The following is a 24,027-nucleotide window of genomic DNA, read 5'->3' on the forward strand; positions in this document are numbered from 1 at the left end:
CCTCCGGAACTTCCCCCGGCCTCCATTGCTCGATCCCTTCGGTGGCGAGCCAGTTCTCGGCAGCACGGCGCAAAGAAATGATCGCCGCGGCATCAGAGTTTGTCGCGAGGAAGACCTCGAGCAAGGCGGCTCCAGAGGGTCGAAGTACCGCTACCACGACCACAGTAGGTCGCACACGAACCAGTCAGGATCCCGAGCCTGATCGACGCTGCCGTTCACCGATCCTGTCCTGCGGGGATGCGTATGCAGAGTGTGTGGCGTGGAGAGGCACGTGATCCGAGTGGGGTCATCGGGCCGGTTGAGAGCGTGCTGCTGCACAATCACGGGGCTATGAATTTATTGTTTTCGATCGTTCCGCTGGCGGTGGTGGACTCCGCGAACGTCCTTGCGTTACTTGCGGTTTCCTTTGCATGGATATCGAGCGCATCGCGGTGGGCATATGCGAGGACAGCCGTGTCGTTCATGATCGGTGGGATCTGCGGGCTGGCGCTTACCCTGGTGTTCTCGTTCACGGTGATCCTGCAACTTGTGCACCGGGCCCTCAACTCTCTGTCTCCGGAGGCTGTTGCCGCGATCGTGGTGGTCATCGCGCTACTGGTCATCGCTGTGGCGGTGCATGGATTCGTCCGCCCACCGATGTCGCTGCCGGTGCATCACGATCTGCACCCGGTCGCAGCCAGCGCGCTCGGTCTGATCACCTGGACGGCCCAGTCGCTGACCTCGGCACCGTTCTACGGGGCCATCGCCGTCATGGCCAACGAGACCATCGCCTCGCGGCTGGGACTGTCCACGGTCTTCGTCGTGATCGCGGTTGCGCCCGTCACCGCACTCACGATCGCGCTCTTACTCTGTCCCACCACCGCCGGACACCGCATGCTCGGCTACCTGCAGGCAGCGCTGCCCATGACATCTCGGGTCCTCGCGGCAATCCTCATCGTCGCCGCCGTTGCCGCAGCCGCGATCGGGCTTACGATCATCCTCAGATAGCTGCGCGGGATCGGACGCCCATCAACGGGGCGAAGGCCCGGCCCCCTTGACGGGGGCATCCCGGCCGGCCGGGAAACTCTCAGGCGCCCCAGACGGGCGCCTCAGGCGTATCTGCAGGAAGTACGCGACCTGAGCAGTGCCAACACGTGTAAAACAGGACTATTCATAGGGATTACGCATAACTGCTGTGTGGCGTGGTCTAGGCTGCGATTTGCTCGACGGATCTGTCCCACCGCCCGCCGACACCGAAAGGCACACACAGTGGTTCGTGGAAGACTTTTCGCTTCGATACTCGCGTTGACCGCCGCTGTACTGGTCAATGCAGCCGGACCGGCCAGCGCAACGACCAGCATATGGATCGGGAGAGCGTTCCCAGACGCACACGGCGACTACAGCTGGTGGGTCGTCACCGAGATCACCTACGTCTGCGAACCCGGCCAGGCCAACGCCCTGTGGGTCAAGGTCGAGTCCGAACAGTTCAAAAGCCCGGAAGGCCAACCCGTCCGCATGAAAGACGAGGCTCTGGATCGGGTGACCTGTGACGGCGAATCTCGGCAGGCGAAGGTCAGGGTGCCATTGGGCCACGACTACGGCGAGGGCCCGAAGCGCGCAGATGCTCACGACGGCGACGGCAATGAACTCATGACGCATTACTACGATGGCCATGCGGTCGAGATCACCGCCGCGTTCGCCTACCTGCCGCCTGACGCCGAGGACATGAGCCAGGTCGAGATCCATCAGGACACCACCGAGAACCAGACCCTGACTCTGACTCAGGAATAGCCCTCGGCCCGCCCCGGACAGAACCGCTGCGTGCGATCCTGGAACGTGAGAACCGGCCAGATACCGCTGGCCGGTTCTCGTTGTTTTCGCGACGTGCCCGTTGCCCCGATCCGCACCGCAGCCGAAACCTCCTCTCAGGCCGCAGCCGCGGATCCTGCCCCCATCGCACGACGATGGTCCTCCGGATTGGTTGGCTGACAAGCCTTTACAGCGCATACGCGCCTCTGACGTGCCAGGATGAAGCGTATGACTCCGGTTCCCGAAGGCCATGCAGTTCCCGCCGATCCGACCCCGGTGAGCGGCTACGACAGCATCGCCGAGGGGTACGCGGCAGAAAACGAGACCGGCCTCCTGCACGCGTACTACAACCGGCCCGCGATCCTGGAACTCGCCGGGGAGGTGTCCGGGCGGCGAATCCTCGACGTCGGCTGCGGCCCGGGCCTACTGTTCGCCGCGCTGCGTGACCGCGGCGCGGTCGTGACCGGCATCGACGCGGGATTGGGGACCGGCTCTCGCCGAGTTGCGACGCGTGCTGGTCCCGGGCGGCAGGCTCATCGTCTCGGTCGAGCATCCTTTCGCCAACTTCCTCGGACAGCGGTTGGCCGGAGACTCGGCCGACTATTTCCAGACCCGCAACCGGATCGACGAATGGACCATGGGCGGCCAGACCGCCCGACTGAGTTTCTGGGACCGGCCATTACACGCGATGACCGACGCCTTCACCGCGGCCGGCTTCCGCATCGGGGTCATCAGCGAACCGCCGGCTCTGCCCGCCGCTCGCGATCTGATCCCCGAGGTGCTCGGCGAGAGCACCGACAACAGATTCCTGTGCTTCCTGTTCTTCGTCCTGCACGCCGACTGACACTCGCATTCAGTCGTGAGCCGCGAAGGGCAGGATCGTGCAACGACCAGCCGACTCGTTCGATGTGAAGGAGGCGACCTGAGATGACCGGACGCCCATTGTCCGTCGAGGAATGCGACCGACTCTGGAAAGCCTGGACGCCCAGCGAAGTCGCCGAACGACTGTCGGGCACCCCGACAGCCTGGTATGTGGCGGCCGGGTGGGCGCTGGACCTGTTCGTCGGCGGCCTCGGACGTGCGCACTCCGATCTCGAAATCGGTATTCCCCGTGAGCGATTCGACGAAATCGCGGACGCGTTCCCTGGCTACGAATGGGACGTCGTCGGCGACGGGCACGTCTGGCCATACCCGGAGGAAGCCGGCAACCACCATCAGACGTGGCTGCGAGAGCCGGCGACCGGGCTCTATCGCCTCGACGTATTCCGCGAGCCACACCGCGGCGGTCGATGGGTGTGCCGCCGCGACGCCTCGATCACCCTGTCCCACGACGAGCTGATTCTCCACACCGCCGACGGCATCCCTTACGTGATCCCCGAGGTCGTGCTCCTGTTCAAGGCGAAAGCCCGGCGAGCCAAGGACGAGGCCGACTTCCTGCACGCACTCTCCGCGATGGACACCTCACGGCGTTCCCGATTGTCCGGATGGCTGTCGCGAGTGCACCCCGGCCATCCCTGGTTGGAAACCCTCGCGAATTACGGCGCCCTCGAGCCGAATGATCACGTATCAAAAACAGAGTATTTATGAGACGGTCGGGCGATCGTGGGCGGTTGTGAGATTCCGGTAGACAGTTGCGCGGGATACACCCAGGGTCGCGGCGATCTCGTCGACGGTGTATTCGCCGGAATCCCGCATGTGCCGCGCGGACTCGACCATTTCCGGGGTCATCGCGCCCGGGCGGCCGCGGGCGGTCCGGGGTCGTGAGGTGGTGACGGGCCGCTCCGGTGTACGCGTGGTGTCACGAGGCGGTGGCCCATCCAGCAGTCGGTGCACGCCGTCGAGAATCGCTGCGCGTAATTGTTTTTCGGGTTGGTCGGCGAAGAACACCACCGGATCGCTCAGCGCCGCGTAGATCTGCGCGGCCCGTACCCGCGCGGTGAAATCGGCGTCGGGGCCGGCGAGTAGGTCCTGCGCGGTCAGGGCGATGTCGCGCAGCCGCCGATAGGTCGCGGTATCGGCCGACAGTGCCTGGTCCTGCATGTGGATCCGCAGCACTGACCGATGCCGGAGCCAGGTATCGAGGAGCCCTTCTGCCACCGCCCACCGTCGTGCATCCGCATTCCCGATGGACCGGACGGATTCGAGCATGGCCTCGGTGTCTGCCAGCAACGGTTCGACCAGAGCGACGACGATGTCGATCTTGCTCGAAAAGTGATAGAGCACAGCAGTTTTGGTCAGACCGACCTGCTCGGAGATTTCCCGCACGGATACCGCGTGGTAGCCACGTTCGGCGAACATCTCCAGCGCGGTGCGCAGGATTCGAGTACGCGAATCGTCAGTCACGGTTCCGAATTCTACCCCTTGACTGACCGGCGGTCAGCGACCTATCGTGGGATCACTGACCAATGGTCAGTAATTGTGAAACAAGGAGGACGCGATGAAGAACGAGCGGATTCTCATTTCCGGTGCCGGTATCGCCGGCCAGGTGTTGGCGTACTGGCTTGCGCGACACGGATTCCGGCCCACGGTGGTCGAACGAGCAGCCGGGCTGCGGACCGGCGGCCAAGGGGTGGATATCCGCGATCAGGCGATCGAGGTGGCCGACAAGATGGGAATCATGGCGCGGGTGCGGGATGCCGCGGCCGACGTCGCGGGAATGAGGTTCGTCCGCGCCGACGGACGCGACCTCGCCCGGATCGACATGCAGGGAATCAAGGACAAGTACGGCAGCACCGAGGCGGAGATCATGCGTGGCGATCTCGTCCGGATCCTGCACGACATCACCGAGGACAACGTGGAGTACATCTTCGGTGACTCCATCCGCGGACTCGAGCAGGACGACGGCGGTGTCACCGTCACCTTCGAACACGCGCCGATACGACGCTTCGACCTGGTGATCGGCGCAGACGGCCTGCACTCGACGGTCCGGCGACTGGCCTTCGGCCCGGAGTCCGACTACGTCCGCCACATGGACCACTACTTCGCCTTCGGGAACACCGACTCGGCGCTGGGACCCGATCGATGGATGACGGTCTTCAATACTCCCGGACACTTCGCCGGGATCTACCGCTCGGGCAACCACCCCCAGGCCAAGGCGTATCTCATGTTCCGCAGTCCACGGCGAGAAATCGATCCGCGCGACCAAGAGGCGGCGCGGGCGCTGCTCGCCACCGCGTTCCGTGGCGAAAACGCCTGGCACGTACCGGAATTGCTGAAGGGTGTACTCGCCGATCCGGACGCCTACATCGACACCCTCGGCCAGGTCCGCATGCGGTCATGGTCGATCGACAGGGTCGCGCTGGTGGGCGACGCCGCCTACTGCGCGTCTCCGGCCTCCGGCGCCGGGGCCGAACTGGCGTTGACCGGGGCCTACCGGCTCGCCGGTGAGCTCGCGGCCGCCGCCGGTGACCATCGCCGCGCCTTCCGTCGGTACGAGCAGGCCCACCGACCATTGGTCGACCGCAAACAGGAGATCGGCCCCAACCTGCGACTGATGGCGCCGAAATCACGGGCGGGCATTGCGGTGCGCAATCTCATCACGCGCCTGCCGCTCCTGGAATCGATGGCCGGAATGGAACGCATCATGGCGCCCAAGGCCACCGAGCAGCTCCCCGACTACGACCTGCCCGCAGCCTCGATCGCGAAATGAACCTGATTCGACTACCGACCAGGCGACCGGCTACACGGTTCGGCAGAAATCAGGAATCGTTGTCCTTGCGAAGTTCGTCCGGCGGTTTGTTCTCGGTGATCTGCTCGTCGACCGAGTCGGCGAAGGCGGTACCGGCGACCATGCCGTCGGTCCCGGGTACGACGACGCTCGCGCGTGCACCCGGCTCGTAGATCTCGTCCAGCCTTTCGGCTTCCTTCTTCGCCTGCTCGCGGGTTTCCGCATCCGGTTCGGGTGCGACCGTCTCGGCGGGCTTCGTGGTTGACTCCGATGTGTTCTCCGTCATACCGCAGTGGTTCCCGCCCATCCCGCTCTTACACGAGCTCTGCGATCATCGAGGGTCGGCGTTCGACATCGGGGCCGGTGGGAGGAAACACGAATGACCACGATGCGGCGGTTCTGGATCGAATTCGATCCGGACGAGAACTACGACGCCCGATTCCGGCGGGGTGCCGGCGTGACCGGCGTCGACGCGCGGGATTGCCTGTCGATGGTTGCGGCCCAGTTCCCCGACGGAGTACTGCCGACCGTGCACCGGATTATCGTCGACATCTCGCTGGCAGAACCGCTGCCGGGGAATCCCCGTTTTCTCGGAGTCCCGGTGTGGCGCGGCGTGTGGTACCCACCCGCGAATCTTGCGACCGGGCCGACTCACGACATCGACCGACGCGGTGCTCCCGCCGTCTACCCGACGCCGGTCACGGCTTCACGAGGCCGAGTGCGGGCCGGCGAAACCCCTCACAAGACATTCACGTGGTGGGACGAGATCCCCCACATCGATGGACTGCACTGGGCGCTGGTCGGCATGCACTGCGCTGAGCACCGAGACGGAATGCGGCAAATTGCCTCAGCGCTGCGTGACGCCTGCGCCGCGGATCCGACCCTCGGGTTGTTGGTGCGCGACGCGCTCGACTACATGATCGCGTGGCGACCGACGCCGGACGAATGGTTCGATCCGACCGGAATCAGGTTCGCCGATCAGGAGGCACTCGGCGAGTACCTGCGAGCCTTCCGCGACTACCTGCTCGGAGATCGCGCGGAGCCGATCTCGGCCTCCCCTACTGCTCGACCTTGCGACTGGTGAATTCGAAGGACCCGCCGTCGATGCCCCAGGAGATGATCCGTTCGGGGTGGATGCGGATGACGGCGCGTTCCTGGGGAGGGAACGGGGGCTCCTCGTCGTCGAGTGCGACGGCCGTGCCGCGCACCTCGATGCCGCGAATTTCGTACGGCTCCAACGAAACCTGTTGGTCCACGACGAACGACACGCGGCTGCCCGCCTCGACGTTGCGGTACTTTCGGCTGGCGCGCATCCGCATACCTCCGATGTCGATGGTGCCGTCGGCGTTCACTCGATAGTTGGTCGGATTGTTCTGCACGACGCCGTCGGGCGACACCGTGGCCAGACGACCGATCCCGGCCTCGGCGAGGAACTTCTGTTCGTTGATGGTGAAGGTCATGTCGATCACTCCTCGGTGAAGTCGAAATCAGGTGTGCCCCCGGCGATCAGCCGGAAGGCGTCGGTGGCGCCGAGCGCGGATCTTTCGACCGCTCGTACCGAAATCTATCAGCGCTAGCGACTAGAGCGAAGGTAGCATGCCTGTCGATAGATTGTCTAGTGCCGCTAGATTTTCGATCAGGGCGGTCGATCGCGCTCGCATACACGGCGATCTCGGCGGCACCGATGAATTTTCTGTGCCCCCGCCGTCGACACCTCTGGATACACCGACCGCACTGGGCCCGGTCCAGCGCGGGAAATGCACAGGGAGGCAACGATGGACACCGACAGACCCGAGCAGGAAACCACCCGGTCAGTGATCGACACGAGCAAGCAGGGGAAGCAGTGAGCCGCACGAGAGTATTGGTGGCGGGCGCGAGTATCGCGGGGCCCGCGCTGGCCCACTGGCTCGTCCGGCGGGGCGCCGAGGTGACCGTGGTCGAGCGAGCCCCCGAGCTGCGTCCCGGCGGGCAGGCCGTGGACGCGCGTGGCGTGACCAAGGAGGTCATCCGGCGGATGGGGCTCGACGCCGCGGTGCGCGCGGCGCGCACCGAGACCGCCGGCGCGTACACCGTGGACGCGGACGGCGCGGTGCTGGAAACCTTCCGCGCGGACGACGACGGCGGCGACGGGTACATCACCGAGATCGAGATCCTGCGCGGCGACCTGTCCCGGGTGCTCTACGACGACACCCGCGACGATGTCGAGTACCTGTTCGGCGATCGGATCGCCGAGCTCACCCAGGACGCGGACGGGGTCGACGTCGTCTTCGCGAGCGGCGCGCGGCGGCGCTTCGACCTGGTGATCGGGGCGGACGGACTGCACTCGGCACTGCGCGCGATGGTCTTCGGCCCGCGCGAACAGTTCATCCGTCACCTCGGGCAGGCGCTGGCTTTCTACAGTGTGCCCAACGAATTCGGCATCGACCGCTGGCTGATCGACTTCCAGGAGTCCGGGCGGTCCGCCGGCCTGCGCCCCATCCCGGACACCACCCACGCGATGGCGATGTTCTCCTTCCCCGCCGCCGACCTCGACGTCGACTACCGCGACGTCGAGGCCCAGAAGCGTCTGCTCCGGGACCGGATGGCCGACATGGGCTGGCTGACCCCACGCATCCTCGAGCACCTGGACGACACCCCGGACTTCTACCTCGACCAGGTCGCCCAGGTGGTGATGGATCGCTGGTCGAGCGGACGAGTGGGGTTGCTCGGCGACGCCGCGTTCAGCTCGTCGCCGCTGTCCGGGCAGGGCACCGGGCTTGCCCTGGTCGGCGCCTACCTGCTGGCCGGTGAGCTGGCGGCCGCCGACTGGGACCCGGAAGTCGGCTTCGCCCGCTACGAGGAACAGATGCGCCCGTACGTCGAGGCCAACCAGGAGATCGGCCGATTGCACGCGCGCAGCCGCGAGGTCCCCGGACCCGACTCCGAGCCGAGCCCCGATTTCACCGGCGAATGGTTCACCGAGCTGCTCGACCGCGCGCTCAACGGCGTCGACCTGCCCGACTACACGGGAGTGCCCGACTCCGGGGCCACGGCCGCGCCTGCGACCAGCTCATCAGCCGGACTCAGGTAGACCCCGCCGAGCCGAGTGCATCCACCGCCCCCTCTCCTGTGCCGGAGGACCGGTTGGTCTCGGTGCTCGGACCGAAAGTGGACGAACAGACGCACAGCGCGGCGAGAGGCGGACCCCGAGTCAGAACATTCCGTTCGGGATCTGATCGGGTTCCGGGACGGGCTGGACGACATCCCAGTGCTCGACGATCCGCCCGTCCTCGAGCCGCCAGATGTCCACGACGGCGACATCGGGCTCATCACCGCCGGGAGACATACGGTAATGCAGCACCACGTAGTCGTCCTCGGCGATGACCCGCACGAGTTCGAGAGTTGCGCCGGCGACCGGGGCGGTGGTGATGAACTCGATGAATTCGTCACGCCCGCTCGGGTTTCCGGGGCTGTGCTCGATGAAGTTCTCGTGCAGCAGGGTGCGGATTACGTCGATGTTTCCTGCCGCGAACTCTCGGAATCCGTCGACGACGAGTTGCTTGTTGGTTCTGTCCATGTGACGACTGTCGCGGACATGCGCGGGGTGCGTCGATTACATGGCGTGTAATGGCGGCCGCGCGCGGTGACCGAGCAGACTCTGGGCATGACGAGCGACCGGACGATCGGAGAACTACTGCGCGAATGGCGCCACCGCAGTCGCTTGAGTCAGCTGGACCTGGCGATTCAGGCGGAGGTGTCGCCGCGCCACATCAGCTTCGTCGAGACGGGACGCACGATTCCCAGCAGCGCGATGGTCCTTCATCTGGCCGAGCAGCTTCGGGTGCCCTTGCGGGAACGCAATCGGCTGCTGGTCGCCGCCGGGCATGCGCCGGTGTTCCGGGAGCATCCCCTGCACGACCCTGATCTGGCCCGAGTGCGCGAGACGGTCCAGCAGGTGTTGCTGGGGCACGAACCCTATCCGGCGCTCGCGGTGGATCGTCGATGGAATCTGTTGTCGGCCAACAGCGCCGTCGACGTCTTTCTGCAAGGAGCCGATCCGGCGCTGCTGAAGCCGCCGATCAACATGATGCGGGTGGGGCTCCATCCGGATGGGCTGGCGCCGAGACTCCGCAACCTGGAACAAGTGCGCGGGTACCTGCTCCCCCGGCTCGCCCACCAGGCCGCGCGCACGGGAGATCCGCATCTGCACGCGTTGTACGAGGAACTGGCGGAGTTCGGCCCCGCACACGAACCTCCGCCTCCCGACCCCACCGACATCGCGCTGCCCATCCGGATCGCGCATCGCGGGACCGAACTGTGCTTGGTCAACACGGTGACGACGTTCGGCGCGGCCTTCGATATCACGCTCGACGAGATCGCCATCGAAGCCTATTTCCCCGCCGATCTCGCGACCCGCCGGTTCTTCCGGGCGAGCGGAACGTCCGACGTTTCGCCGTAGCCGGTCCTCGCCGAGACTCGGGCCCGACTGCCGATGCCGGCTGGTACCCTCGCCTCGTGCCTGTGATCGTCGCCACCATCACCCCGAAGCCCGACAAATTCGATGAGGTCGCGGAAGTTCTCACCCGCCTCATCCCGGAAGTCCACACCGAAGACGGATGCGAGCTCTACGCCCTGCACCGGGGCAAGGACCGTTTCGTGTTCGTCGAGAAGTGGCGGGACATGGCAGCGCTGGGTGCCCACGGCGGCTCACCGAACCTCAAAGCCTTGAACGAAGGACTCCAAGGGCTGGTAACCGGCACGCTGGACGTCCAGGTCCTCGAAGCCGTCCCGGCGGGCGACCCGGACAAGGGCGCCCTCTAGTTCCGTTCAGCCGCGGGTAACTGCCCGGGCCGCTGTCGACAGCGGCCCGGGCAGTTGCTCAGACCCGCTCTTTGGAGCGCGTCCGCACACGCAGCGCGATCGGCTTCTGGGTTTCGGCGAAGAAGTCGTTGCCCTTGTCGTCGACCACGATGAAGGCGGGGAAGTCTTCGACATCGATCTTCCAGACCGCTTCCATGCCGAGTTCCGGATATTCGAGGACCTCGACGTTCTTGATGCAGTCCAGGGCCAGGCGGGCGGCGGGGCCGCCGATGGAGCCGAGGTAGAAACCGCCGTGCTCCTTGCACGCCTTGGTCACCTGCGCCGAGCGGTTGCCCTTGGCGAGCATGACGAACGACCCGCCGGCGGCCTGGAACTGGTCGACATAGGAGTCCATGCGGCCCGCGGTAGTCGGACCGAACGAACCCGACGCGTAACCCTCGGGGGTCTTGGCAGGACCGGCGTAGTAGACGGCCATATCGCGCAGGTACTGCGGCATCGGCTCGCCGGCGTCGAGGCGCTCCTTGATCTTGGCGTGCGCGATGTCGCGGGCCACCACCAGCGGACCGGTGAGCGAGAGCCGCGTCTTCACCGGATACTTCGACAGTTCGGCGCGGATCTCCGACATCGGCCGGTTGAGGTCGACCTTGACCACGTCACCGCCGAGGATCTCGTCGGTCTGTTCCGGAAGGTACTGCGCCGGTTCGCGTTCCAGCTGCTCGAGGAACACGCCCTCGGGGGTGATCTTGGCCAGCGCCTGCCGGTCGGCCGAGCACGACACCGCGATCGCGACCGGGCAGCTCGCACCGTGGCGCGGCAGGCGGATCACACGCACGTCGTGGCAGAAGTACTTGCCGCCGAATTGTGCGCCGATACCGAAGGATTGGGTCAGCTTGAAGACCTCCTCCTCCAGCTCCAGATCCCGGAAGCCGTGCGCGGCCATCGACCCCTCGGTCGGCATGGCGTCGAGATAGTGCGCGGAGGCGTATTTCGCTGTCTTCAGGGCGAATTCGGCGCTGGTGCCGCCGATGACCACGGCCAGGTGGTACGGCGGGCAGGCGGCGGTACCCAGCGAGCGGATCTTCTCGTCGAGGAATTCCAGCATCCGGGTGGGGTTCAGGATGGCCTTGGTTTCCTGGTAGAGGAACGACTTGTTCGCCGAGCCGCCGCCCTTGGCCATGAACAGGAACTTGTAGGCCGGATGCGTGGGATCGCCTGCGGTGGAATACAACTCGACCTGCGCCGGCAGGTTCGAGCCGGTGTTCTTCTCGTCCCACATGGTGATCGGCGCCAGCTGCGAATACCGCAGGTTCAGCTTGGTGTAGGCGTCGAAGACACCGCGCGAGATCCATTCCGCGTCGTCGGCGCCGGTGAGCACACCCTCGGACTTCTTGCCCATCACGATCGCGGTGCCGGTGTCCTGGCACATCGGCAGGATGCCACCGGCGGAGATGTTGACGTTCTTGAGCAGGTCCAGCGCGACGAAACGGTCGTTACCGGAGGACTCCGGATCATCGATGATCTTGCGCAGCTGGGCCAGGTGCGCCGGGCGCAGATAGTGGCTGATGTCGTGCATCGCCTCGGCGGTCAGCATCCGCAGTACGTCGGGGTCGACCTGCAGGAACGTACGTCCGCCCGCTTCGAATGTGCTGACGCCCTCGGTGGTCAGCAACCGGTAGGGGGTCTCGTCGGCTCCGGTGGGAAGCAGATCCGAATAGCGGAACTCAGGCGCGGTCACGAATCGCACTCCTTGTGTGTCTGCGGGTGCACTCGGCCGGCGGGAGAACCGCTCGCGGCCGAAACAACGCTCCGACTCTAATCAGCACACCGCCTCACACCGAGGTCAGGCCAGCCTAATCTTCATTGCCGAGTACAACGGTTGCACCTTCAACGTGGTGGGTGTAGGTGTCGATCCGATACCGCGACTTCGGGTATCGCCGACAGCGGGAAGGCAATACCATGACCGACGCAGAACCCTGGAGAGGAATTGTGACCGAACCCCGTTGGCTCGACGATCTCGAAACGCGAGCGTGGCTCGGCTTCGTCTTCACCCGTGATCTCATCGCCGCCGCCGTCGGCCGCGACTCCCTGCGCGCCTCGAATCTCACCTACGTCGAGTACACGGTGCTGGCCCGGCTGGCCGACGCCACCGACCACCGGCGCAGCTTCGCCGAACTGGCCTCGGTGCTGGAATGGTCGCAGAGCCGGCTCTCCCACCAGATCACCCGCATGGAGAAGCGCGGGCTGGTCGCCCGCGAGGCCATCCCCGACGACGCCCGCCGCACCGCCGCCGTCCTCACCCCGAAGGGCGCGGAAGTGCTGGCCACCGCCGCTCCCGCTCACGTCGAGAGCGTGCGGCGGCATATGATCGACGTCCTCGACCGCGACCAGCTGGCCGCACTCGCCGACATCTACGACACGTTGCTGACCCATCATCGCGCGCCGGATCCGGGCGGCGAGGCCTGCATCGACCACAGCGGCGCCGTGCCGCGCGAGCCCAGTCCGCAGCCGGGCTGATGGGGTGGCCGAGCACACACCTTCGCGACATGTTTCGATTGTTCGCCAGCGGGTATCGAGTGAGACTAGGCTCGACTGCGGCTTCTCGACGGCAGCCACGCGCGAGCGACCCCGACGAACCGACCTCCCTTAGGAAAGGGGCACGAGTTTTCATGTCCGACGTGTCCATCGGCCTCTCTCCGGATTCGATACCGGCGGGTCCGGTCGAGAATCTGCTGCCGCAACTGGTCGAACATCTGCGACAGAATCGCACTGAGCTACGTGAGGAATGGGCTCGTCGTATCGGGGACGCCGCACTGCTGACCGCGATGACCCCGGAGGAGATCTTCTCCGAGGCCACCTCCATCTACGACAACTACGTCGAGGCGCTGCAAACCGGTAGCGTCGAGGCGCTGCAGGCCTACGCCCGCGACCTCTCCGAACGCATCATCCCGCGAGGCGTCGAAACCGACGAGGTCGTCGGCATCGTGCTGCTGCTGCGAGATGTGCTCGCGCGCAGCCTGTTCGAGAAGTACCAGTCCGACTTCGAACTGCTCAAGCGGGTACTGGACGCCTACGAGCCCGCGGCCAACCGGATCGCCAACACCGTGGCCATCTCGTTCGTGCAGGAGCGCGAGCGCGTCATCCGCCAGCAGCAGGAAGCCATCCGCGAGCTGTCGACGCCGGTGCTGCAGGTGCGCGAGCAGCTGCTGATTCTGCCGATCATCGGCGTGCTCGACAGCCAGCGCGCCCGCCAGCTCACCGAACAGCTGCTGCGCGCGATCCGCGCCAATCGCGCCAAGGTGGTCGTCATCGACATCACCGGTGTTCCGATGATCGACTCCACGGTGGCCAACCACCTCGTGCAGACCGTCGACGCGTCGAATCTGATGGGTGCCAACGTCATCATCACCGGCCTCTCGTCGGAGATCGCGCTCGCGCTGGTCACCATCGGCCTCGATCTGACGAAGATGAACGCGGTCGGTGACCTACAGGGTGGTATCGAGGAGGCCGAGCGACTGCTCGGCTACGAGATCTCGAGACTCACCGACCGCGACGGACGGTAGTCAAGGCCCCCTCATGCCGGTACCCATTCTGAAGCAGGGCACCTACCTGATCGCGTCCGTGCAATCGGCGCTCACCGACGCCGATACCGAACGCCTGCAGGACGACTTGATGACCTATGTCAGCAAGTATCGTGCCCAGGGAATCATCGTCGACGTCACGGCGATCGACGTCATGGACTCCTTCGCCGCCCGCTCCCTACGTACCATCGCGCACATGACCAAACTGCGGGGTGCGGAGACGGTCATCGTCGGTCTGCAGCCCGAAGTGGCGTTCGCGATGGTCCAGCTAGGCCTGACCTTCGAGGGCATGCATACGGCTCTGGACCTCGAGGAGGGGCTGGCCTGGCTCAACAGACAGCTGCCCAACGGCCGGCGAAGCGGTCGGTGATCGTGGCCTCCGACAACATGGTGATAGCGGTGAAGGTGTCGGGCGACATCGTGACCGCGCGACAGGCAGGGCGGGAGCTGGCTGCCGAGCTGGGTTTCACGTTGACCGACATCACCATGATTTCCACGGCCATCTCCGAGATCGCCCGCAATATCACGAGTTACGCCGGAACCGGTGAGATCCGGGTCGCGGTGCAGGAGCGCGACGGCCGCCGCGCCCTGGTCGTACAGGCCCAGGACCAGGGGCCGGGTATCCGGGACATCCCCCGGGCGCTGGAAGACGGCTACTCCACCGGCCGCGGACTCGGGCTGGGATTACCCGGCGCGCGACGGCTGATGGACGGATTGATCGTGGAGTCGGCGCCCGGACAGGGAACGCTGGTGGAGATGTGGAAGTGGGTACCCACCGGTGCATGAGGACGGATCGGTCGGCACTGTCGAATGGGCGGTGGCGGGCCGGGCCCTGCCGGGTCAGCGCGTCTCCGGGGACCGGTCGGTGGTACTCGACGCCGGCGACGGTTCGGTGCTGTTCGCGGTGCTCGACGGACTGGGACACGGGGCCGCGGCCGCCGATGCCGCCGACCGGGCCGCGCAGGTACTCGCCGACAATCGCGCCGAACCGCTCGACGTGCTGATGGTGCTGTGTCATCGCGCGATGGCCGACACCCGGGGTGCGGCGGTCTCGCTGGTGCTGTTCACCGGTGACGACGAACTGCACTGGCTCGGGGTCGGTAACGTCGAATCCCGGGTGGTCGCCGTCGGCCCCGGCAAGCCCGCGGTCCGCGCGACGGCACTGCTGACCGGCGGGATCGTCGGCTATCTGCTGCCGCCGAATCTGCAGACCCAGACCGTGGCGATCCGGCCCGGCGATGTGCTGGTGATGTCGACCGACGGCATCGTCAGCGATTTCGTCGACACCCTGGATCTGGCGCAGCCGACCACCGATATCGCCGACGACATCCTGCGCCATTACGTCAAGGACACCGACGACGCGCTGGTGCTGGCCGCGCGCCACCGCGGTCCGATCGCGGGTGCCTCGTGAGCCGGCCGGGCCGGCCGACGAGCGCACCCCGGGTGCGGCGATGAGCGCGGTACTGGCCGCGTTCCGCGAGGCGTATGCGAATGCGCTTCGGCTGCACATGGATTCACCCACCCAGAACACGCTCGCCGAAGGGTACGAACTCGGCCGGCGCGCACTGGTCGAGGGTGTGAGCATTCTGGATCTCACCGAGCACCACTTCCGGCTGCTCGACGAACAGGGTCTGATCGCCGGCCCCGCGGCGCAGCAACTCGACGGTGATGCCGCGCAGCGCGCGCAGGCGGCGCTGGAATTCCTGCTGCAAACCCTGGCCGCGCTCGATGTCGCCACCCGCGGCTTTCTCGACAGCACCCGCAGCTACGAATTGCAGCGGCTGCGCGCCGAGGATCTCGAGGGCCGCGACGCCTTCCGCACCGCACTGGTGGAGTCGCTGCAGGACGGCTTCTTCGTCGCCGCCGACGACGGAACCATCACCGAGGTCAACTCGGCCTTCGGCGCGCTGACCGGATACGGGCCCGACTCCGTCCCCTACCCGCTGCCGCATCCGTGGACCGACGACGAATCGGCCACGCACTATCCGGCGCTGGGCACCGAGGCCGCCCGATTCGTGATGCCGGCCCGCCACCGCGACGGGCGGCGGGTGTGGCTGGCGGTGAGTACGTCGTCGCTGCGCAATCCGGAAGACGACGAGCGGCTCTTCGTCGGCACCATCCGCGACGTCACCGCCGAACACGACGCCCAGGCCCGCGACCAGGCGGTATCGCTGCTGGCCACCGCAGTGGGCGCCGCCACCACGGTGGCCGAGGTGCTGTCGGTGGGGCTCGAGGAACTGCGCCGGGCCATCGGCGCGGAAACCGCCGTGGTGTCGATGTGGGCCAATCGCCAAACCGCACCCGAGTTGTACATCTCGGGCCCGGTGGCCGGCGGCGACGCCGTCTCCCGGCAGGTGATCGACGCGCGGGCGCGGGCGCTGCTGGACCGCACCCGGATGCGGCCGCATCGCGCCATGTTCGCCATCCCCGAAGGCGCGTCGAGTTCCGAGGGCATCGTGGCGCCGCTGGGCGAAACCGGTGACGCCGCACTGTGGGTGCGCTTCGCCGCGCCGCGCGCGATCAGCTCGGGTGACTGGGCGCTGTTCTCGCTGTTGGTCGGCCACCTCAGCCTGGCCGTGCAGCGCGCCCGCAACTTCGACCAGGCCCGCTCGACCTCGCTGACGTTGCAGCGGGCCATGCTGGGGCCGCTGGAACTGCCGCCGGGATTCGCGGTGCACTACGAACCGGCACTCCCCCCGCTCGAGATCGGCGGCGACTGGTACGACGTGGTGCAGCTGCGCGACGGCACCCTGGGCATCGTGGTCGGCGACTGCGTCGGCCGCGGCCTGTCGGCGGCGGTGGTGATGGGCCAATTGCGCACCGCGGCACAGGCTTTGCTGCTGCGCGGCGCCGGTCCCGCCCAGCTGCTGGCCGAACTGGACGCGGTGGCCGCCCGCATCCCCGGCGCCATGTGCACGACGGTCTGCGCCGCCATCCTCGATCCCGCGCGCGGGCTGGTGCGGTACTCCAGTGCCGGGCATATGCCGCCCGTGCTGGCCTCGCCCGGGCAGACCGGCCGGCTGCTCGAAGGCGGGCGCGCGGTACCGCTGGCCACCTTCGACACCCCGAATCGACCCGAGGCGACCACCGCGATCGAACCCGGTTCGACGCTGGTGTTGTTCACCGACGGCCTGGTCGAGCAGCGCGGCATCGACATCGATATCCGGTTCGATCAGATCGCCGACGAATTGTCCGGCGCCGCAACACATCTGCCGCGCGAGGTGGCCGACGCGGTGCTGTCGCGGCTGCGCCCCGACGCCGGCTACGACGACGATATCGCGATGGTGGTCTACCGCCAGCCACCGCAACCACTGCACCTGGACATCCCCGCCGAACCCGCACGGCTGTCGGGTGTGCGCCGCGCCCTGACATCGTGGCTGTCCGCGGCCGCCGTCGGCCACGACCTCGCCGCCGATCTGGTCGCCGCCGCCAACGAGGCCTGCACGAACAGCATCGAGCACGCCTACGCCCCCGGCGCTTCCGGCCACGTGACCCTCACCGCCGCCCATGTGCGCGGCGCGGTATGTCTCGAGATCGTCGACACCGGGACGTGGCGGCCGCAGCCCGAGGATCCGGGCACCCGCGGGCGCGGGCTGTCCATGATGCGCGCCCTCGCCGACGATGTGGAGATCGAACAGACCGATGCCGGCACGCGGGTGCGGTTGACCACGAAACTGCCGTTGGTGACGTTCTCGGCGGCGAGCAGGGTCTGAGCTCAGTCCGTCGCCGGTAGCGCGTTTCGCGTCTCGATTCCGAGGAGGCCGAGGGCGAAATCGGCGTACTCGGTGGCGATCTGCTCGGGAGTCGCGGGCCCGTCGAGCCGGAACCACTGCGGCAACGACGTGCACATCGTGGCGATGGCCCGGCCGGCGACACGCGCGTGCGCGGCGGGCAGGTTCGCCTCGGCCAGGGCGGTGTCGATGTCCGCGTCGAGCAGATACTGAATCTCGTTGCGGGATGCGGTGATTCGCCGGCGATTGTCCGGTGTGAGACTGCGCATCTCACTCGCGCCGATGAAGGCCAGCTCGCGGCGGTGGGTGTGGAACAGGGCGAGGGCCTCGACCACGCGGACCAGACGGTCGCGGCCACCGATCGCCTCGCCGCGTGCCGCCCTTGTGCGCCAGTGCAATTCGTCCATGGTGAGGTCGAGCGCGCGGACGAGAAGTTCCTGTTTGTCGCGGTAGTGGTGATAGACGCCGGGCACGCTCATCCGGGCGCGGTGGGCGATCGACCGCATGGTCGCGCCGTGATATCCGGTCTCGACGAAGGAATCGATGGCGGCGGCCAGGACCGGATCGATGTCCAGCGGCGGGAATTCGCGCCAGGCGCGGGCGATGTCGCGCTCGGGCGCACCGCTCGTTCGCAGGCGCCGACGCGCCGGCCGCGACGCGGGAGATTCGTCGATCAGCCAGGCGACCGTGGTGTCGAGCGCCGCGGCCAAGGCACGCAGCCGGGCGATCGAGACGCCGGTCTTGTCGTTCTCGACCGCGCTGAGGGTGGCCGGACTGACGCCGATCCGTTCCGCGGTCGCGCGCAGCGACAGCCCGGCATCGGTTCTCGCCTGCCGCACCCGGCTGCCCACACCGTGTCGATCCTGCTCCGCACCATCCATGATGTTCAGAATACCTGAACAGCGACGCTGCGCGAAGAACACCGAATTGACAGGCGTTATCTTGCCATGCGAGTCTGCATGACAGGTGATCGCCGAGCGATCGTTCGGCGACTGAGATCGAGGAGTGGACGTGGCGATCGAGCTGTCCCTGCCGCCCGAGGTACACGAACTGACCGAACGTACCCGCGACTTCATCCGCGATCGGGTACTGCCGCTCGAGGATGCGCACGACGGCGATATCACCGCGGCCGGTGGCGACACGTTCCGCGTCGAACTGCAGCAGGCCGCGCGCGACGCGGGTGTCTTCGCGCCGCACGCGCCGGTCGAATACGGCGGCCACGGTCTCGGAATGTCGGACCGCGCGCCCGTCTTCGAGGAAGCGGGCTATTCGCTGTTCGGCCCGACGGCGCTGAATATCGCCGCGCCCGACGAGGGCAATCTGCACATGCTCGCCCATATCGCGAACCCGGAGCAGAAGCAGCAGTTTCTCGCGCCGCTCGCGCACGGCGATGTGCGGTCCGCCTTCGCGATGACCGAACCGGCGCCCGGTGCGGGCTCCGATCCGTCGGCGCTGGCCACCCGCGCGGTCCGGGCCGAGGGCGGATGGCGGATCAACGGCCGCAAGTGGTTCATCACCGGCGCCGACAGCGCGGGCTTCTTCATCATCATGGCCCGCACCTCGGGAGAGCCGGGTCAGCGCGGCGGCGCGACCATGTTCCTGGCGCCGGCCGACACTCCCGGCATCCGGGTCGGACGCCACCTCGACACGCTGGATCGCTCGATGGTCGGCGGGCACTGCGAAGTCTTCTTCGAGGACCTGCTGGTGCCGGACGCGGCCGTTCTCGGCGAGGTCGACCGCGGCTTCGAATACGCCCAGGTCCGTCTCGGCCCGGCCCGCATGACGCATGTGATGCGCTGGCTCGGCGCCGCCCGCCGCGGACACGACGTCGCGGTCGCGCACGTGGCCCGGCGCGAGGGTTTCGGTTCGCGCCTCGGCGACCTCGGCATGGTGCAGAAGATGATCGCCGACAACGAGATCGATATCGCCGCCACGCGCGCGCTGCTGACCCGCGCGTGCTGGGAACTCGACCGCGGCGAGCCGGCCGCCAACGCCACCTCGATCGCGAAAACCTTTGCCGCCGAAGCCATTTTCCGGATCGTGGACCGCAGTATGCAGATGTGCGGCGGCCTCGGCGTGTCCGGCGATCTGCCGCTGGCGCGGCTGTCGCGCGAGGTGCGGCCCTTCCGCATCTACGACGGACCGTCCGAGGTCCATCGGTGGGCGATCGCCAAGCGTGCGGTCGGCGCCGCGAAGCGCGCATTGCGAGAAGCCGAATGAGCCTGCCCGGAATGGATGTCGCCGCGCTCGAGCGGTTCCTGCGGGAACAGGGCGTCGGCGTGCGCGGTGAACTGCGCGTGGACCTGATCAGCGGCGGCCGGTCGAATCTGACCTTCGTCGCCTCCGACGAGGTGTCGCGGTGGGTGGTGCGCCGCCCGCCGGTCGCGGGGCTCACCCCGTCCGCGCACGATATGGCCCGCGAGTTCACGGTGACCCACGCCTTGCGCGAATCGGCGGTGCCCGTGGCGAAGACGGTCGCCTTCGACGCCGACGGCGCCGTACTCGGCGCGCCGATGACCGTCGTGGAGTTCGTCGACGGCACCGTGATCCGCGATCAGGACGATCTCGCCGCACTCACCGACACCCAGATCGATGCCGCCGTCGACGAACTGGTCCGGGTACTGGCCGAGCTGCATGCCGTGGATCCGGTCGCGGTCGGACTCGAAAAGTTCGGTCGCCCGGACGGATTCGTGACCCGGCAGGTCAATCTGTGGGCCTCGCAATGGGAACGGGTGAAGACCCGCGAACTTCCCGACGTCGCGACCCTGCACGCCGCGCTGGCCGAGGCGGTGCCGGACCGGTCGGCGGCCTCGATCGTGCACGGCGACTTCCGCATCGACAACACCATTCTCGATGCGCACGATCCCGGCCTGGTCCGCGCCGTCGTCGACTGGGAGCTGTCCACCCTCGGCGATCCGCTCACCGATGTGGCGTTGATGTGCGTGTACCGGGCACCGATCTTCGATCTGGTGCTCGGTTCGCCGGCAGCGTGGACCAGCCACCGCATGCCCGGCGCCGACGATCTCGCCCAGGCCTACGCCACGGCTTCGGGCCGCGATCTCGGTGAGTGGGGTTTCTATCTCGCCCTGGCCAATTTCAAGCTCGGCGTCATCGGTGAGGGCATCACCCACCGCGCGCTGCGGGGCTCGGATGCCGGCTCCGCCGCCGAACGCGCGGCCGAGGCGACACCGGAGTTCATGGCCGCCGGCCTGCGCGCACTGAAAGGAGTCCGGAAGTGACCGGAAATCGTAAGTCCGCCCTGATCAGCGGAGCGTCCCGCGGAATCGGGCTCGGCATCGCGAACCGCCTTGCCGAACAGGGCTATTCGCTCACCGTCACCGCCCGCGATGCCGCACGCCTCGACGAGGTCGCCGCGCAACTGCGGTCGGCCGGCGCGACGGACGTCGTCGCCGTGGCCGCCGACATGTCCGATACCGACGGCGTCGACCGGGTGGTGGCCGAGCACGCGAACCGGTTCGGCACCCTGTCGGCGCTGATCCTCAACGCGGGCGTCGGCACCGCCGGTCCGCTCGCCGACACCTCGATGCGGCGCTTCGACAAAACCCTCGCGGTCAATCTGCGTGCGCCGCTGCAACTCATCCAGGGCGTGCTGCCGATGCTGCGCGCCGCCGCCGCGGCCGCACCGGACCGCGGCGCGAAAGTGATTGCGCTGTCGTCGATCACGGGCGTCTACGCCGAAGCCGGACTCGCCGTCTACGGCGCCGCCAAGGCAGCGCTCATCTCCCTGATCGCCACCCTCAACGCCGAGGAATCCGGTTACGGCATCAGCGCCACCACCCTCGCTCCCGGCTATGTCGACACCGATATGAGCGCCTGGATCCACGACCGCATCCCGCCGGAGCAGATGCTCGCCGTCGGCGACATCGTCGAAATGGTCGATGCCCTGCTGCGGTTGTCGTCGCGGGCGGTGGTGCCGAACATCGTGCTCTCTCGCGCGGGCACCGACGCCTACCGCGCATAGCGACCTCCCTGCCGCCGGATTCCGATCCGGCGGCAGAATTCGACGGATGGAGCGGACTTTCGAGGAATTGCTCGACGACGCCGCGGCGGCACCGGTGCACGGCTGGGGTTTCGAGTGGCTGGACGGGCGGGCCACCGAACAGCGGCCGTCGTGGGGTTATCAGCGATCGATGAGCGCGCGTCTGGCGACCGCGACGGCGGCACTCGACCTCGAAACCGGCGGCGGTGAAGTGCTCGCCGAGGCCGACACGTTCCCGCCGACGATGGCGGCGACCGAATCGTGGCCGCCGAACGTCGCCGCGGCGACCGCGCGGTTGCATCCCCGCGGGGCCGTGGTGGTCGCCACCGCCGAGGACGCCCCGCTCCCGTTCGCCGACGCCGCCTTCGATCTCGTGACCAGCCGGCATCCGGCCGTGGTCCGGTGGCACGAGATTGCCCGAGTGTTGCGGCCCGGCGGCACCTACTTCGCGCAGCACGTCGGACCCGCGAGCGCCTTCGAACTGATCGAATACTTCCTCGGACCGCAACCCGAGGCCCGGCGCCTACGCCACCACGACGACGAAGCCGCCGCCGCGCGCGCCGCGGGACTGCGGATCGCCGATCTGCGCCACGAACGACTGCGGATGGAATTCTTCGATATCGGAGCGGTCGTGTACCTCCTGCGCAAGGTGATCTGGCTCGTCCCCGGTTTCACCGTCGATCGCTATCACGACCGGCTGCGTGAACTGGACGACCGGATCCGGCGGGAGGGGTCGTTCGTCGCTCACTCCGCACGCACGCTGTTCGACGCCGTCAAGTCCTGAGCCGGCGGGGCTATCGGCCTTCACCGGCACGGTTCCGACTGTTAGCTGTGAATGTGCTGTGGCCCACTCGAGAAGGGCGACATTTCGCGCGGCGACGCACCCGCACTCGCCGTCACCAACGGGAGTTCGCTCCACCCCGGGAGCGGACACGATGCGGCGATACAGATGACCTCATTGCCCTTTCCGGGGCGACGCCGCCGCTCACAAGATCAACAGAAAACGGGCCTTGACGTCGAGGATGCCCCGGCAGACTCCAGCAAACAGCACCGGACGAGCGAAGGCGTCAACCCCCGGACAGGGGTTTGCCCGCTTTCGCGGTCGGGAAATACCTTCTGAGTTTGCTAGGTATTCGCGGGTCTGTCCGCGAGAGGTACAGCGGCGGAACCGATCGGCGGGCGCCCACCACGTCGCCGGTGGTTCCGGATTGCGGACGACGCGAGGAGGACTGCCATGACTTTTCTGGCCCTCGGCTTTCTGCGCACGGAGGTCTCCCACCTGCACCAGGAATGGGATGCGGCGCAAATCCGTTGTCTGGCAAGACGTCTGGGCTACGCGCTTTCGGAAACGGTCGCCTTCGGCGATCGCACCGACAACCCGGTTCAGTTCCTGATCGGTGCGGCGATCACCCAGGATGCCGAGGCGGTGATCGTGCCGAGTATCGAGCACTTCCCCGACGGCATCGTGCCCGCCGAACTCATCGAGGTCACCGATGTGATCACCGTGCGGCCGGAACGCACCTACGCGCGCTGGCCGCTCGGGGAGCCACCCGGCACGGGCGCGAACTGATCCGTCACTACCGCTTGCGCCGCAGCAGCCAGACCGCGGCGAGCGCTCCCGCCGCGGTGACGCCGATCGCCGGCAGCGGAATCTGCTTGACGACCTGCGCGGCCCGGTCCGCATTGTCCTGAGCGGACCGGGCACCGCGATGCAGCCGCTCGCGGGTGCGGCCGGGCACGTCGAGCTTGTCGCTGAGCGCCTGCACGGTACGGCCCAGTTCCTCGCGCGTCAGATCGCGGTCGTAACGCAACGCTTCCGGATCGGAAGGGATGTTCATCGCCGAGTCCTCTCCTTGATGACGGCCACGTCTTCCCGGACGTTCGCGGCGGCCTGCTCGGGTATCGGCGGACTCCCCTTGCGGATGCTCGTCCGCCCGAGGAGACCGAAGACGCCGGCGACCACGGCCAGCGCTGCGGCCACGATCAACGCGGACGCCCAGACGGGCAGTACCAGCGCCAAGGCCGTGATCGCGGCCGCGACCAGGGCGCCGAGGACGGCCAGCCCCAGCACGGCGGCCGCGCCGAGCATGCCCGCACCGGCTCCCAGCCGCTTGGCCTTGCCCTGCGCCTCGACAACCGCCAGTTTCGCCTCTTCGCGCACCAGCCGGCTCAATTGCTCCGTGGTCGTGCCGACCAATTCGGCCACCGACGCCGTCTCCGGCGCTCGGCCGTTCTCGATATGCGACATCTGACCAACCACTCCTCCGGGCACCGATCGAATCGGGCGAACTCGCCCCGCCCGCGAGCGAACCGCCTCTCCGGTTATTGCCCGCGATACCCGCGAAATCGGTGGCGACACCTCCTCCGGTGCGCGCGGGCGACGAATGTCGCGTGCGGCGGGCGGTTAACTCTTTGCGCCGGAAAGCAATTGCCCGGCCGGAGAGAGCCACGAGTACCCAGCAG

General features: G+C 67.4%; 28 protein-coding genes. 20 read left to right on the forward strand and 8 right to left on the reverse strand.

Annotation, left to right across the window (positions count from 1 at the left end; all coding sequences use genetic code 11):
* The first annotated feature begins 330 nt into the window (after positions 1–330).
* The 4 genes from RJ03_RS13420 (at position 331) to RJ03_RS13435 (ending at position 3,375) form a co-directional block, all read left to right on the forward strand.
* A complete protein-coding gene (locus tag RJ03_RS13420) occupies positions 331–987 on the forward strand; it encodes a hypothetical protein (RefSeq protein ID WP_218000960.1) in 657 nt (218 codons plus the stop codon).
* 297 nt (positions 988–1,284) lie between these two features.
* Positions 1,285–1,770, forward strand: a complete 486-nt coding sequence (locus RJ03_RS13425; protein ID WP_036501905.1) for a hypothetical protein — start codon at positions 1,285–1,287, stop codon at positions 1,768–1,770.
* A 529-nt stretch (positions 1,771–2,299) separates the two neighbouring features.
* Entirely contained in the window at positions 2,300–2,632 is a 333-nt protein-coding gene (locus tag RJ03_RS38375; protein WP_245552278.1) for a hypothetical protein, read from the forward strand.
* Positions 2,633–2,715: 83 nt separating this feature from the next.
* Entirely contained in the window at positions 2,716–3,375 is a 660-nt protein-coding gene (locus RJ03_RS13435; RefSeq protein ID WP_051024655.1) for a nucleotidyltransferase domain-containing protein, read from the forward strand.
* On the opposite strand, the gene RJ03_RS13440 is transcribed toward RJ03_RS13435, so the two are convergent.
* Positions 3,370–4,131 (reverse strand): TetR family transcriptional regulator, encoded by a 762-nt coding sequence (locus tag RJ03_RS13440; protein WP_036501908.1) that lies wholly within the window; start codon positions 4,129–4,131, stop codon positions 3,370–3,372. The genes RJ03_RS13435 and RJ03_RS13440 overlap by 6 nt on opposite strands.
* 94 nt (positions 4,132–4,225) lie before the next feature.
* On the opposite strand from RJ03_RS13440, the gene RJ03_RS13445 reads away from it, so the two are divergent.
* The gene (locus RJ03_RS13445; protein WP_036501911.1) at positions 4,226–5,437 is read left to right on the forward strand and encodes an FAD-dependent monooxygenase; all 1,212 of its coding nucleotides are present in this window, start codon (positions 4,226–4,228) and stop codon (positions 5,435–5,437) included.
* A gap of 49 nt (positions 5,438–5,486) precedes the next feature.
* Here the strand turns inward: RJ03_RS13445 and RJ03_RS13450 are convergent, their stop codons facing one another.
* A complete protein-coding gene (locus RJ03_RS13450) occupies positions 5,487–5,741 on the reverse strand; it encodes a hypothetical protein (protein WP_036501982.1) in 255 nt (84 codons plus the stop codon).
* 93 nt (positions 5,742–5,834) lie between these two features.
* Between RJ03_RS13450 and RJ03_RS13455 the strand changes: the two genes are divergently transcribed.
* On the forward strand, positions 5,835–6,539 hold the full coding sequence (locus tag RJ03_RS13455) for a hypothetical protein (protein WP_036501912.1): 705 nt from the start codon (positions 5,835–5,837) through the stop codon (positions 6,537–6,539).
* On the opposite strand, the gene RJ03_RS13460 is transcribed toward RJ03_RS13455, so the two are convergent.
* Positions 6,514–6,915, reverse strand: a complete 402-nt coding sequence (locus RJ03_RS13460; RefSeq protein ID WP_036501984.1) for a PPOX class F420-dependent oxidoreductase — start codon at positions 6,913–6,915, stop codon at positions 6,514–6,516. The two genes, RJ03_RS13455 and RJ03_RS13460, sit on opposite strands and share 26 nt — an antisense overlap.
* Before the next feature lie 383 nt (positions 6,916–7,298).
* Between RJ03_RS13460 and RJ03_RS13465 the strand changes: the two genes are divergently transcribed.
* Positions 7,299–8,525, forward strand: coding sequence for an FAD-dependent monooxygenase (locus tag RJ03_RS13465; protein WP_036501913.1), 1,227 nt, complete (start codon positions 7,299–7,301; stop codon positions 8,523–8,525).
* Between the two features lie 120 nt (positions 8,526–8,645).
* Here RJ03_RS13465 and RJ03_RS13470 read toward each other — a convergent pair whose 3' ends face one another.
* A complete protein-coding gene (locus RJ03_RS13470) occupies positions 8,646–9,011 on the reverse strand; it encodes a nuclear transport factor 2 family protein (protein WP_036501915.1) in 366 nt (121 codons plus the stop codon).
* Positions 9,012–9,098: 87 nt separating this feature from the next.
* On the opposite strand from RJ03_RS13470, the gene RJ03_RS13475 reads away from it, so the two are divergent.
* Entirely contained in the window at positions 9,099–9,893 is a 795-nt protein-coding gene (locus RJ03_RS13475; RefSeq protein WP_036501990.1) for a helix-turn-helix domain-containing protein, read from the forward strand.
* A 56-nt stretch (positions 9,894–9,949) separates the two neighbouring features.
* Positions 9,950–10,255 (forward strand): putative quinol monooxygenase, encoded by a 306-nt coding sequence (locus RJ03_RS13480; protein ID WP_036501917.1) that lies wholly within the window; start codon positions 9,950–9,952, stop codon positions 10,253–10,255.
* Positions 10,256–10,313: 58 nt separating this feature from the next.
* Here RJ03_RS13480 and RJ03_RS13485 read toward each other — a convergent pair whose 3' ends face one another.
* Complete coding sequence (locus RJ03_RS13485) at positions 10,314–11,990, reverse strand: fumarate hydratase (RefSeq protein ID WP_051024658.1); 1,677 nt, start codon at positions 11,988–11,990, stop codon at positions 10,314–10,316.
* Positions 11,991–12,241: 251 nt separating this feature from the next.
* Here RJ03_RS13485 and RJ03_RS13490 point away from each other — a divergent pair, with 251 nt between their 5' ends.
* The 6 genes from RJ03_RS13490 to RJ03_RS13515 all read left to right on the forward strand — a co-directional run bounded on the left by RJ03_RS13490 (position 12,242) and on the right by RJ03_RS13515 (position 17,546).
* Positions 12,242–12,769, forward strand: coding sequence for a MarR family winged helix-turn-helix transcriptional regulator (locus RJ03_RS13490; protein WP_083870804.1), 528 nt, complete (start codon positions 12,242–12,244; stop codon positions 12,767–12,769).
* A 152-nt stretch (positions 12,770–12,921) separates the two neighbouring features.
* A complete protein-coding gene (locus RJ03_RS13495) occupies positions 12,922–13,815 on the forward strand; it encodes an STAS domain-containing protein (RefSeq protein ID WP_030518330.1) in 894 nt (297 codons plus the stop codon).
* Positions 13,816–13,828: 13 nt separating this feature from the next.
* The gene (locus RJ03_RS13500; RefSeq protein WP_030518329.1) at positions 13,829–14,203 is read left to right on the forward strand and encodes an STAS domain-containing protein; all 375 of its coding nucleotides are present in this window, start codon (positions 13,829–13,831) and stop codon (positions 14,201–14,203) included.
* A 17-nt stretch (positions 14,204–14,220) separates the two neighbouring features.
* Positions 14,221–14,619 (forward strand): ATP-binding protein, encoded by a 399-nt coding sequence (locus tag RJ03_RS13505; RefSeq protein WP_174372303.1) that lies wholly within the window; start codon positions 14,221–14,223, stop codon positions 14,617–14,619.
* Entirely contained in the window at positions 14,612–15,244 is a 633-nt protein-coding gene (locus tag RJ03_RS13510) for a SpoIIE family protein phosphatase (RefSeq protein WP_036501922.1), read from the forward strand. Before RJ03_RS13505 ends, RJ03_RS13510 begins: the two co-directional genes overlap by 8 nt.
* Positions 15,234–17,546: a SpoIIE family protein phosphatase gene (locus RJ03_RS13515; protein ID WP_373281699.1), complete on the forward strand. Its 2,313-nt coding sequence runs from the start codon at positions 15,234–15,236 to the stop codon at positions 17,544–17,546. The genes RJ03_RS13510 and RJ03_RS13515 overlap by 11 nt, the downstream gene beginning before the upstream one ends.
* A 2-nt stretch (positions 17,547–17,548) precedes the next feature.
* Here RJ03_RS13515 and RJ03_RS13520 read toward each other — a convergent pair whose 3' ends face one another.
* A complete protein-coding gene (locus RJ03_RS13520) occupies positions 17,549–18,445 on the reverse strand; it encodes a TetR-type transcription factor C-terminal domain-containing protein (protein ID WP_036501928.1) in 897 nt (298 codons plus the stop codon).
* Positions 18,446–18,575: 130 nt separating this feature from the next.
* Between RJ03_RS13520 and RJ03_RS13525 the strand changes: the two genes are divergently transcribed.
* The 5 genes from RJ03_RS13525 (at position 18,576) to RJ03_RS13545 (ending at position 23,134) form a co-directional block, all read left to right on the forward strand.
* Complete coding sequence (locus tag RJ03_RS13525) at positions 18,576–19,784, forward strand: acyl-CoA dehydrogenase family protein (RefSeq protein ID WP_036501996.1); 1,209 nt, start codon at positions 18,576–18,578, stop codon at positions 19,782–19,784.
* Positions 19,781–20,803, forward strand: coding sequence for a phosphotransferase family protein (locus RJ03_RS13530; protein ID WP_036501936.1), 1,023 nt, complete (start codon positions 19,781–19,783; stop codon positions 20,801–20,803). Before RJ03_RS13525 ends, RJ03_RS13530 begins: the two co-directional genes overlap by 4 nt.
* Positions 20,800–21,546: an SDR family NAD(P)-dependent oxidoreductase gene (locus RJ03_RS13535; protein WP_036501938.1), complete on the forward strand. Its 747-nt coding sequence runs from the start codon at positions 20,800–20,802 to the stop codon at positions 21,544–21,546. The genes RJ03_RS13530 and RJ03_RS13535 overlap by 4 nt, the downstream gene beginning before the upstream one ends.
* Before the next feature lie 46 nt (positions 21,547–21,592).
* A complete protein-coding gene (locus RJ03_RS13540; protein WP_036501939.1) occupies positions 21,593–22,348 on the forward strand; it encodes a class I SAM-dependent methyltransferase in 756 nt (251 codons plus the stop codon).
* Between the two features lie 450 nt (positions 22,349–22,798).
* Positions 22,799–23,134, forward strand: a complete 336-nt coding sequence (locus RJ03_RS13545) for a hypothetical protein (protein WP_036501940.1) — start codon at positions 22,799–22,801, stop codon at positions 23,132–23,134.
* A gap of 7 nt (positions 23,135–23,141) precedes the next feature.
* Here the strand turns inward: RJ03_RS13545 and RJ03_RS13550 are convergent, their stop codons facing one another.
* Together RJ03_RS13550 and RJ03_RS13555 are read right to left on the reverse strand one after the other, a co-directional pair.
* Positions 23,142–23,402 carry a DUF3618 domain-containing protein gene (locus RJ03_RS13550; protein WP_036501951.1) on the reverse strand — a complete coding sequence of 87 codons (261 nt, stop codon included), beginning with the start codon at positions 23,400–23,402 and terminating at the stop codon, positions 23,142–23,144.
* Positions 23,399–23,812: a phage holin family protein gene (locus tag RJ03_RS13555; RefSeq protein WP_036501952.1), complete on the reverse strand. Its 414-nt coding sequence runs from the start codon at positions 23,810–23,812 to the stop codon at positions 23,399–23,401. The genes RJ03_RS13550 and RJ03_RS13555 overlap by 4 nt, the downstream gene beginning before the upstream one ends.
* Positions 23,813–24,027 lie beyond the last annotated feature (215 nt).

The sequence above is a fragment of the Nocardia aobensis NBRC 100429 genome (assembly GCF_000308375.1).
Taxonomy (GTDB): domain Bacteria; phylum Actinomycetota; class Actinomycetes; order Mycobacteriales; family Mycobacteriaceae; genus Nocardia; species Nocardia aobensis.

Excerpts from the sequence above, each read along its gene's own strand:
- RJ03_RS13495 (WP_030518330.1), top strand. The coding sequence starts at position 12,922 with ATGTCCGACGTGTCCATCGGCCTCTCTCCGGATTCGATACCGGCGGGT.
- RJ03_RS13550 (WP_036501951.1), bottom strand. The coding sequence starts at position 23,402 with ATGAACATCCCTTCCGATCCGGAAGCGTTGCGTTACGACCGCGATCTG.
- RJ03_RS13555 (WP_036501952.1), bottom strand. The coding sequence starts at position 23,812 with ATGTCGCATATCGAGAACGGCCGAGCGCCGGAGACGGCGTCGGTGGCC.
- RJ03_RS13470 (WP_036501915.1), bottom strand. The coding sequence starts at position 9,011 with ATGGACAGAACCAACAAGCAACTCGTCGTCGACGGATTCCGAGAGTTC.
- RJ03_RS13455 (WP_036501912.1), top strand. The coding sequence starts at position 5,835 with ATGACCACGATGCGGCGGTTCTGGATCGAATTCGATCCGGACGAGAAC.
- RJ03_RS13445 (WP_036501911.1), top strand. The coding sequence starts at position 4,226 with ATGAAGAACGAGCGGATTCTCATTTCCGGTGCCGGTATCGCCGGCCAG.
- RJ03_RS13505 (WP_174372303.1), top strand. The coding sequence starts at position 14,221 with ATGGTGATAGCGGTGAAGGTGTCGGGCGACATCGTGACCGCGCGACAG.
- RJ03_RS13530 (WP_036501936.1), top strand. The coding sequence starts at position 19,781 with ATGAGCCTGCCCGGAATGGATGTCGCCGCGCTCGAGCGGTTCCTGCGG.
- RJ03_RS13435 (WP_051024655.1), top strand. The coding sequence starts at position 2,716 with ATGACCGGACGCCCATTGTCCGTCGAGGAATGCGACCGACTCTGGAAA.
- RJ03_RS13540 (WP_036501939.1), top strand. The coding sequence starts at position 21,593 with ATGGAGCGGACTTTCGAGGAATTGCTCGACGACGCCGCGGCGGCACCG.
- RJ03_RS13545 (WP_036501940.1), top strand. The coding sequence starts at position 22,799 with ATGACTTTTCTGGCCCTCGGCTTTCTGCGCACGGAGGTCTCCCACCTG.
- RJ03_RS13475 (WP_036501990.1), top strand. The coding sequence starts at position 9,099 with ATGACGAGCGACCGGACGATCGGAGAACTACTGCGCGAATGGCGCCAC.
- RJ03_RS13500 (WP_030518329.1), top strand. The coding sequence starts at position 13,829 with ATGCCGGTACCCATTCTGAAGCAGGGCACCTACCTGATCGCGTCCGTG.
- RJ03_RS13420 (WP_218000960.1), top strand. The coding sequence starts at position 331 with ATGAATTTATTGTTTTCGATCGTTCCGCTGGCGGTGGTGGACTCCGCG.
- RJ03_RS13450 (WP_036501982.1), bottom strand. The coding sequence starts at position 5,741 with ATGACGGAGAACACATCGGAGTCAACCACGAAGCCCGCCGAGACGGTC.
- RJ03_RS13520 (WP_036501928.1), bottom strand. The coding sequence starts at position 18,445 with ATGGATGGTGCGGAGCAGGATCGACACGGTGTGGGCAGCCGGGTGCGG.
- RJ03_RS13460 (WP_036501984.1), bottom strand. The coding sequence starts at position 6,915 with ATGACCTTCACCATCAACGAACAGAAGTTCCTCGCCGAGGCCGGGATC.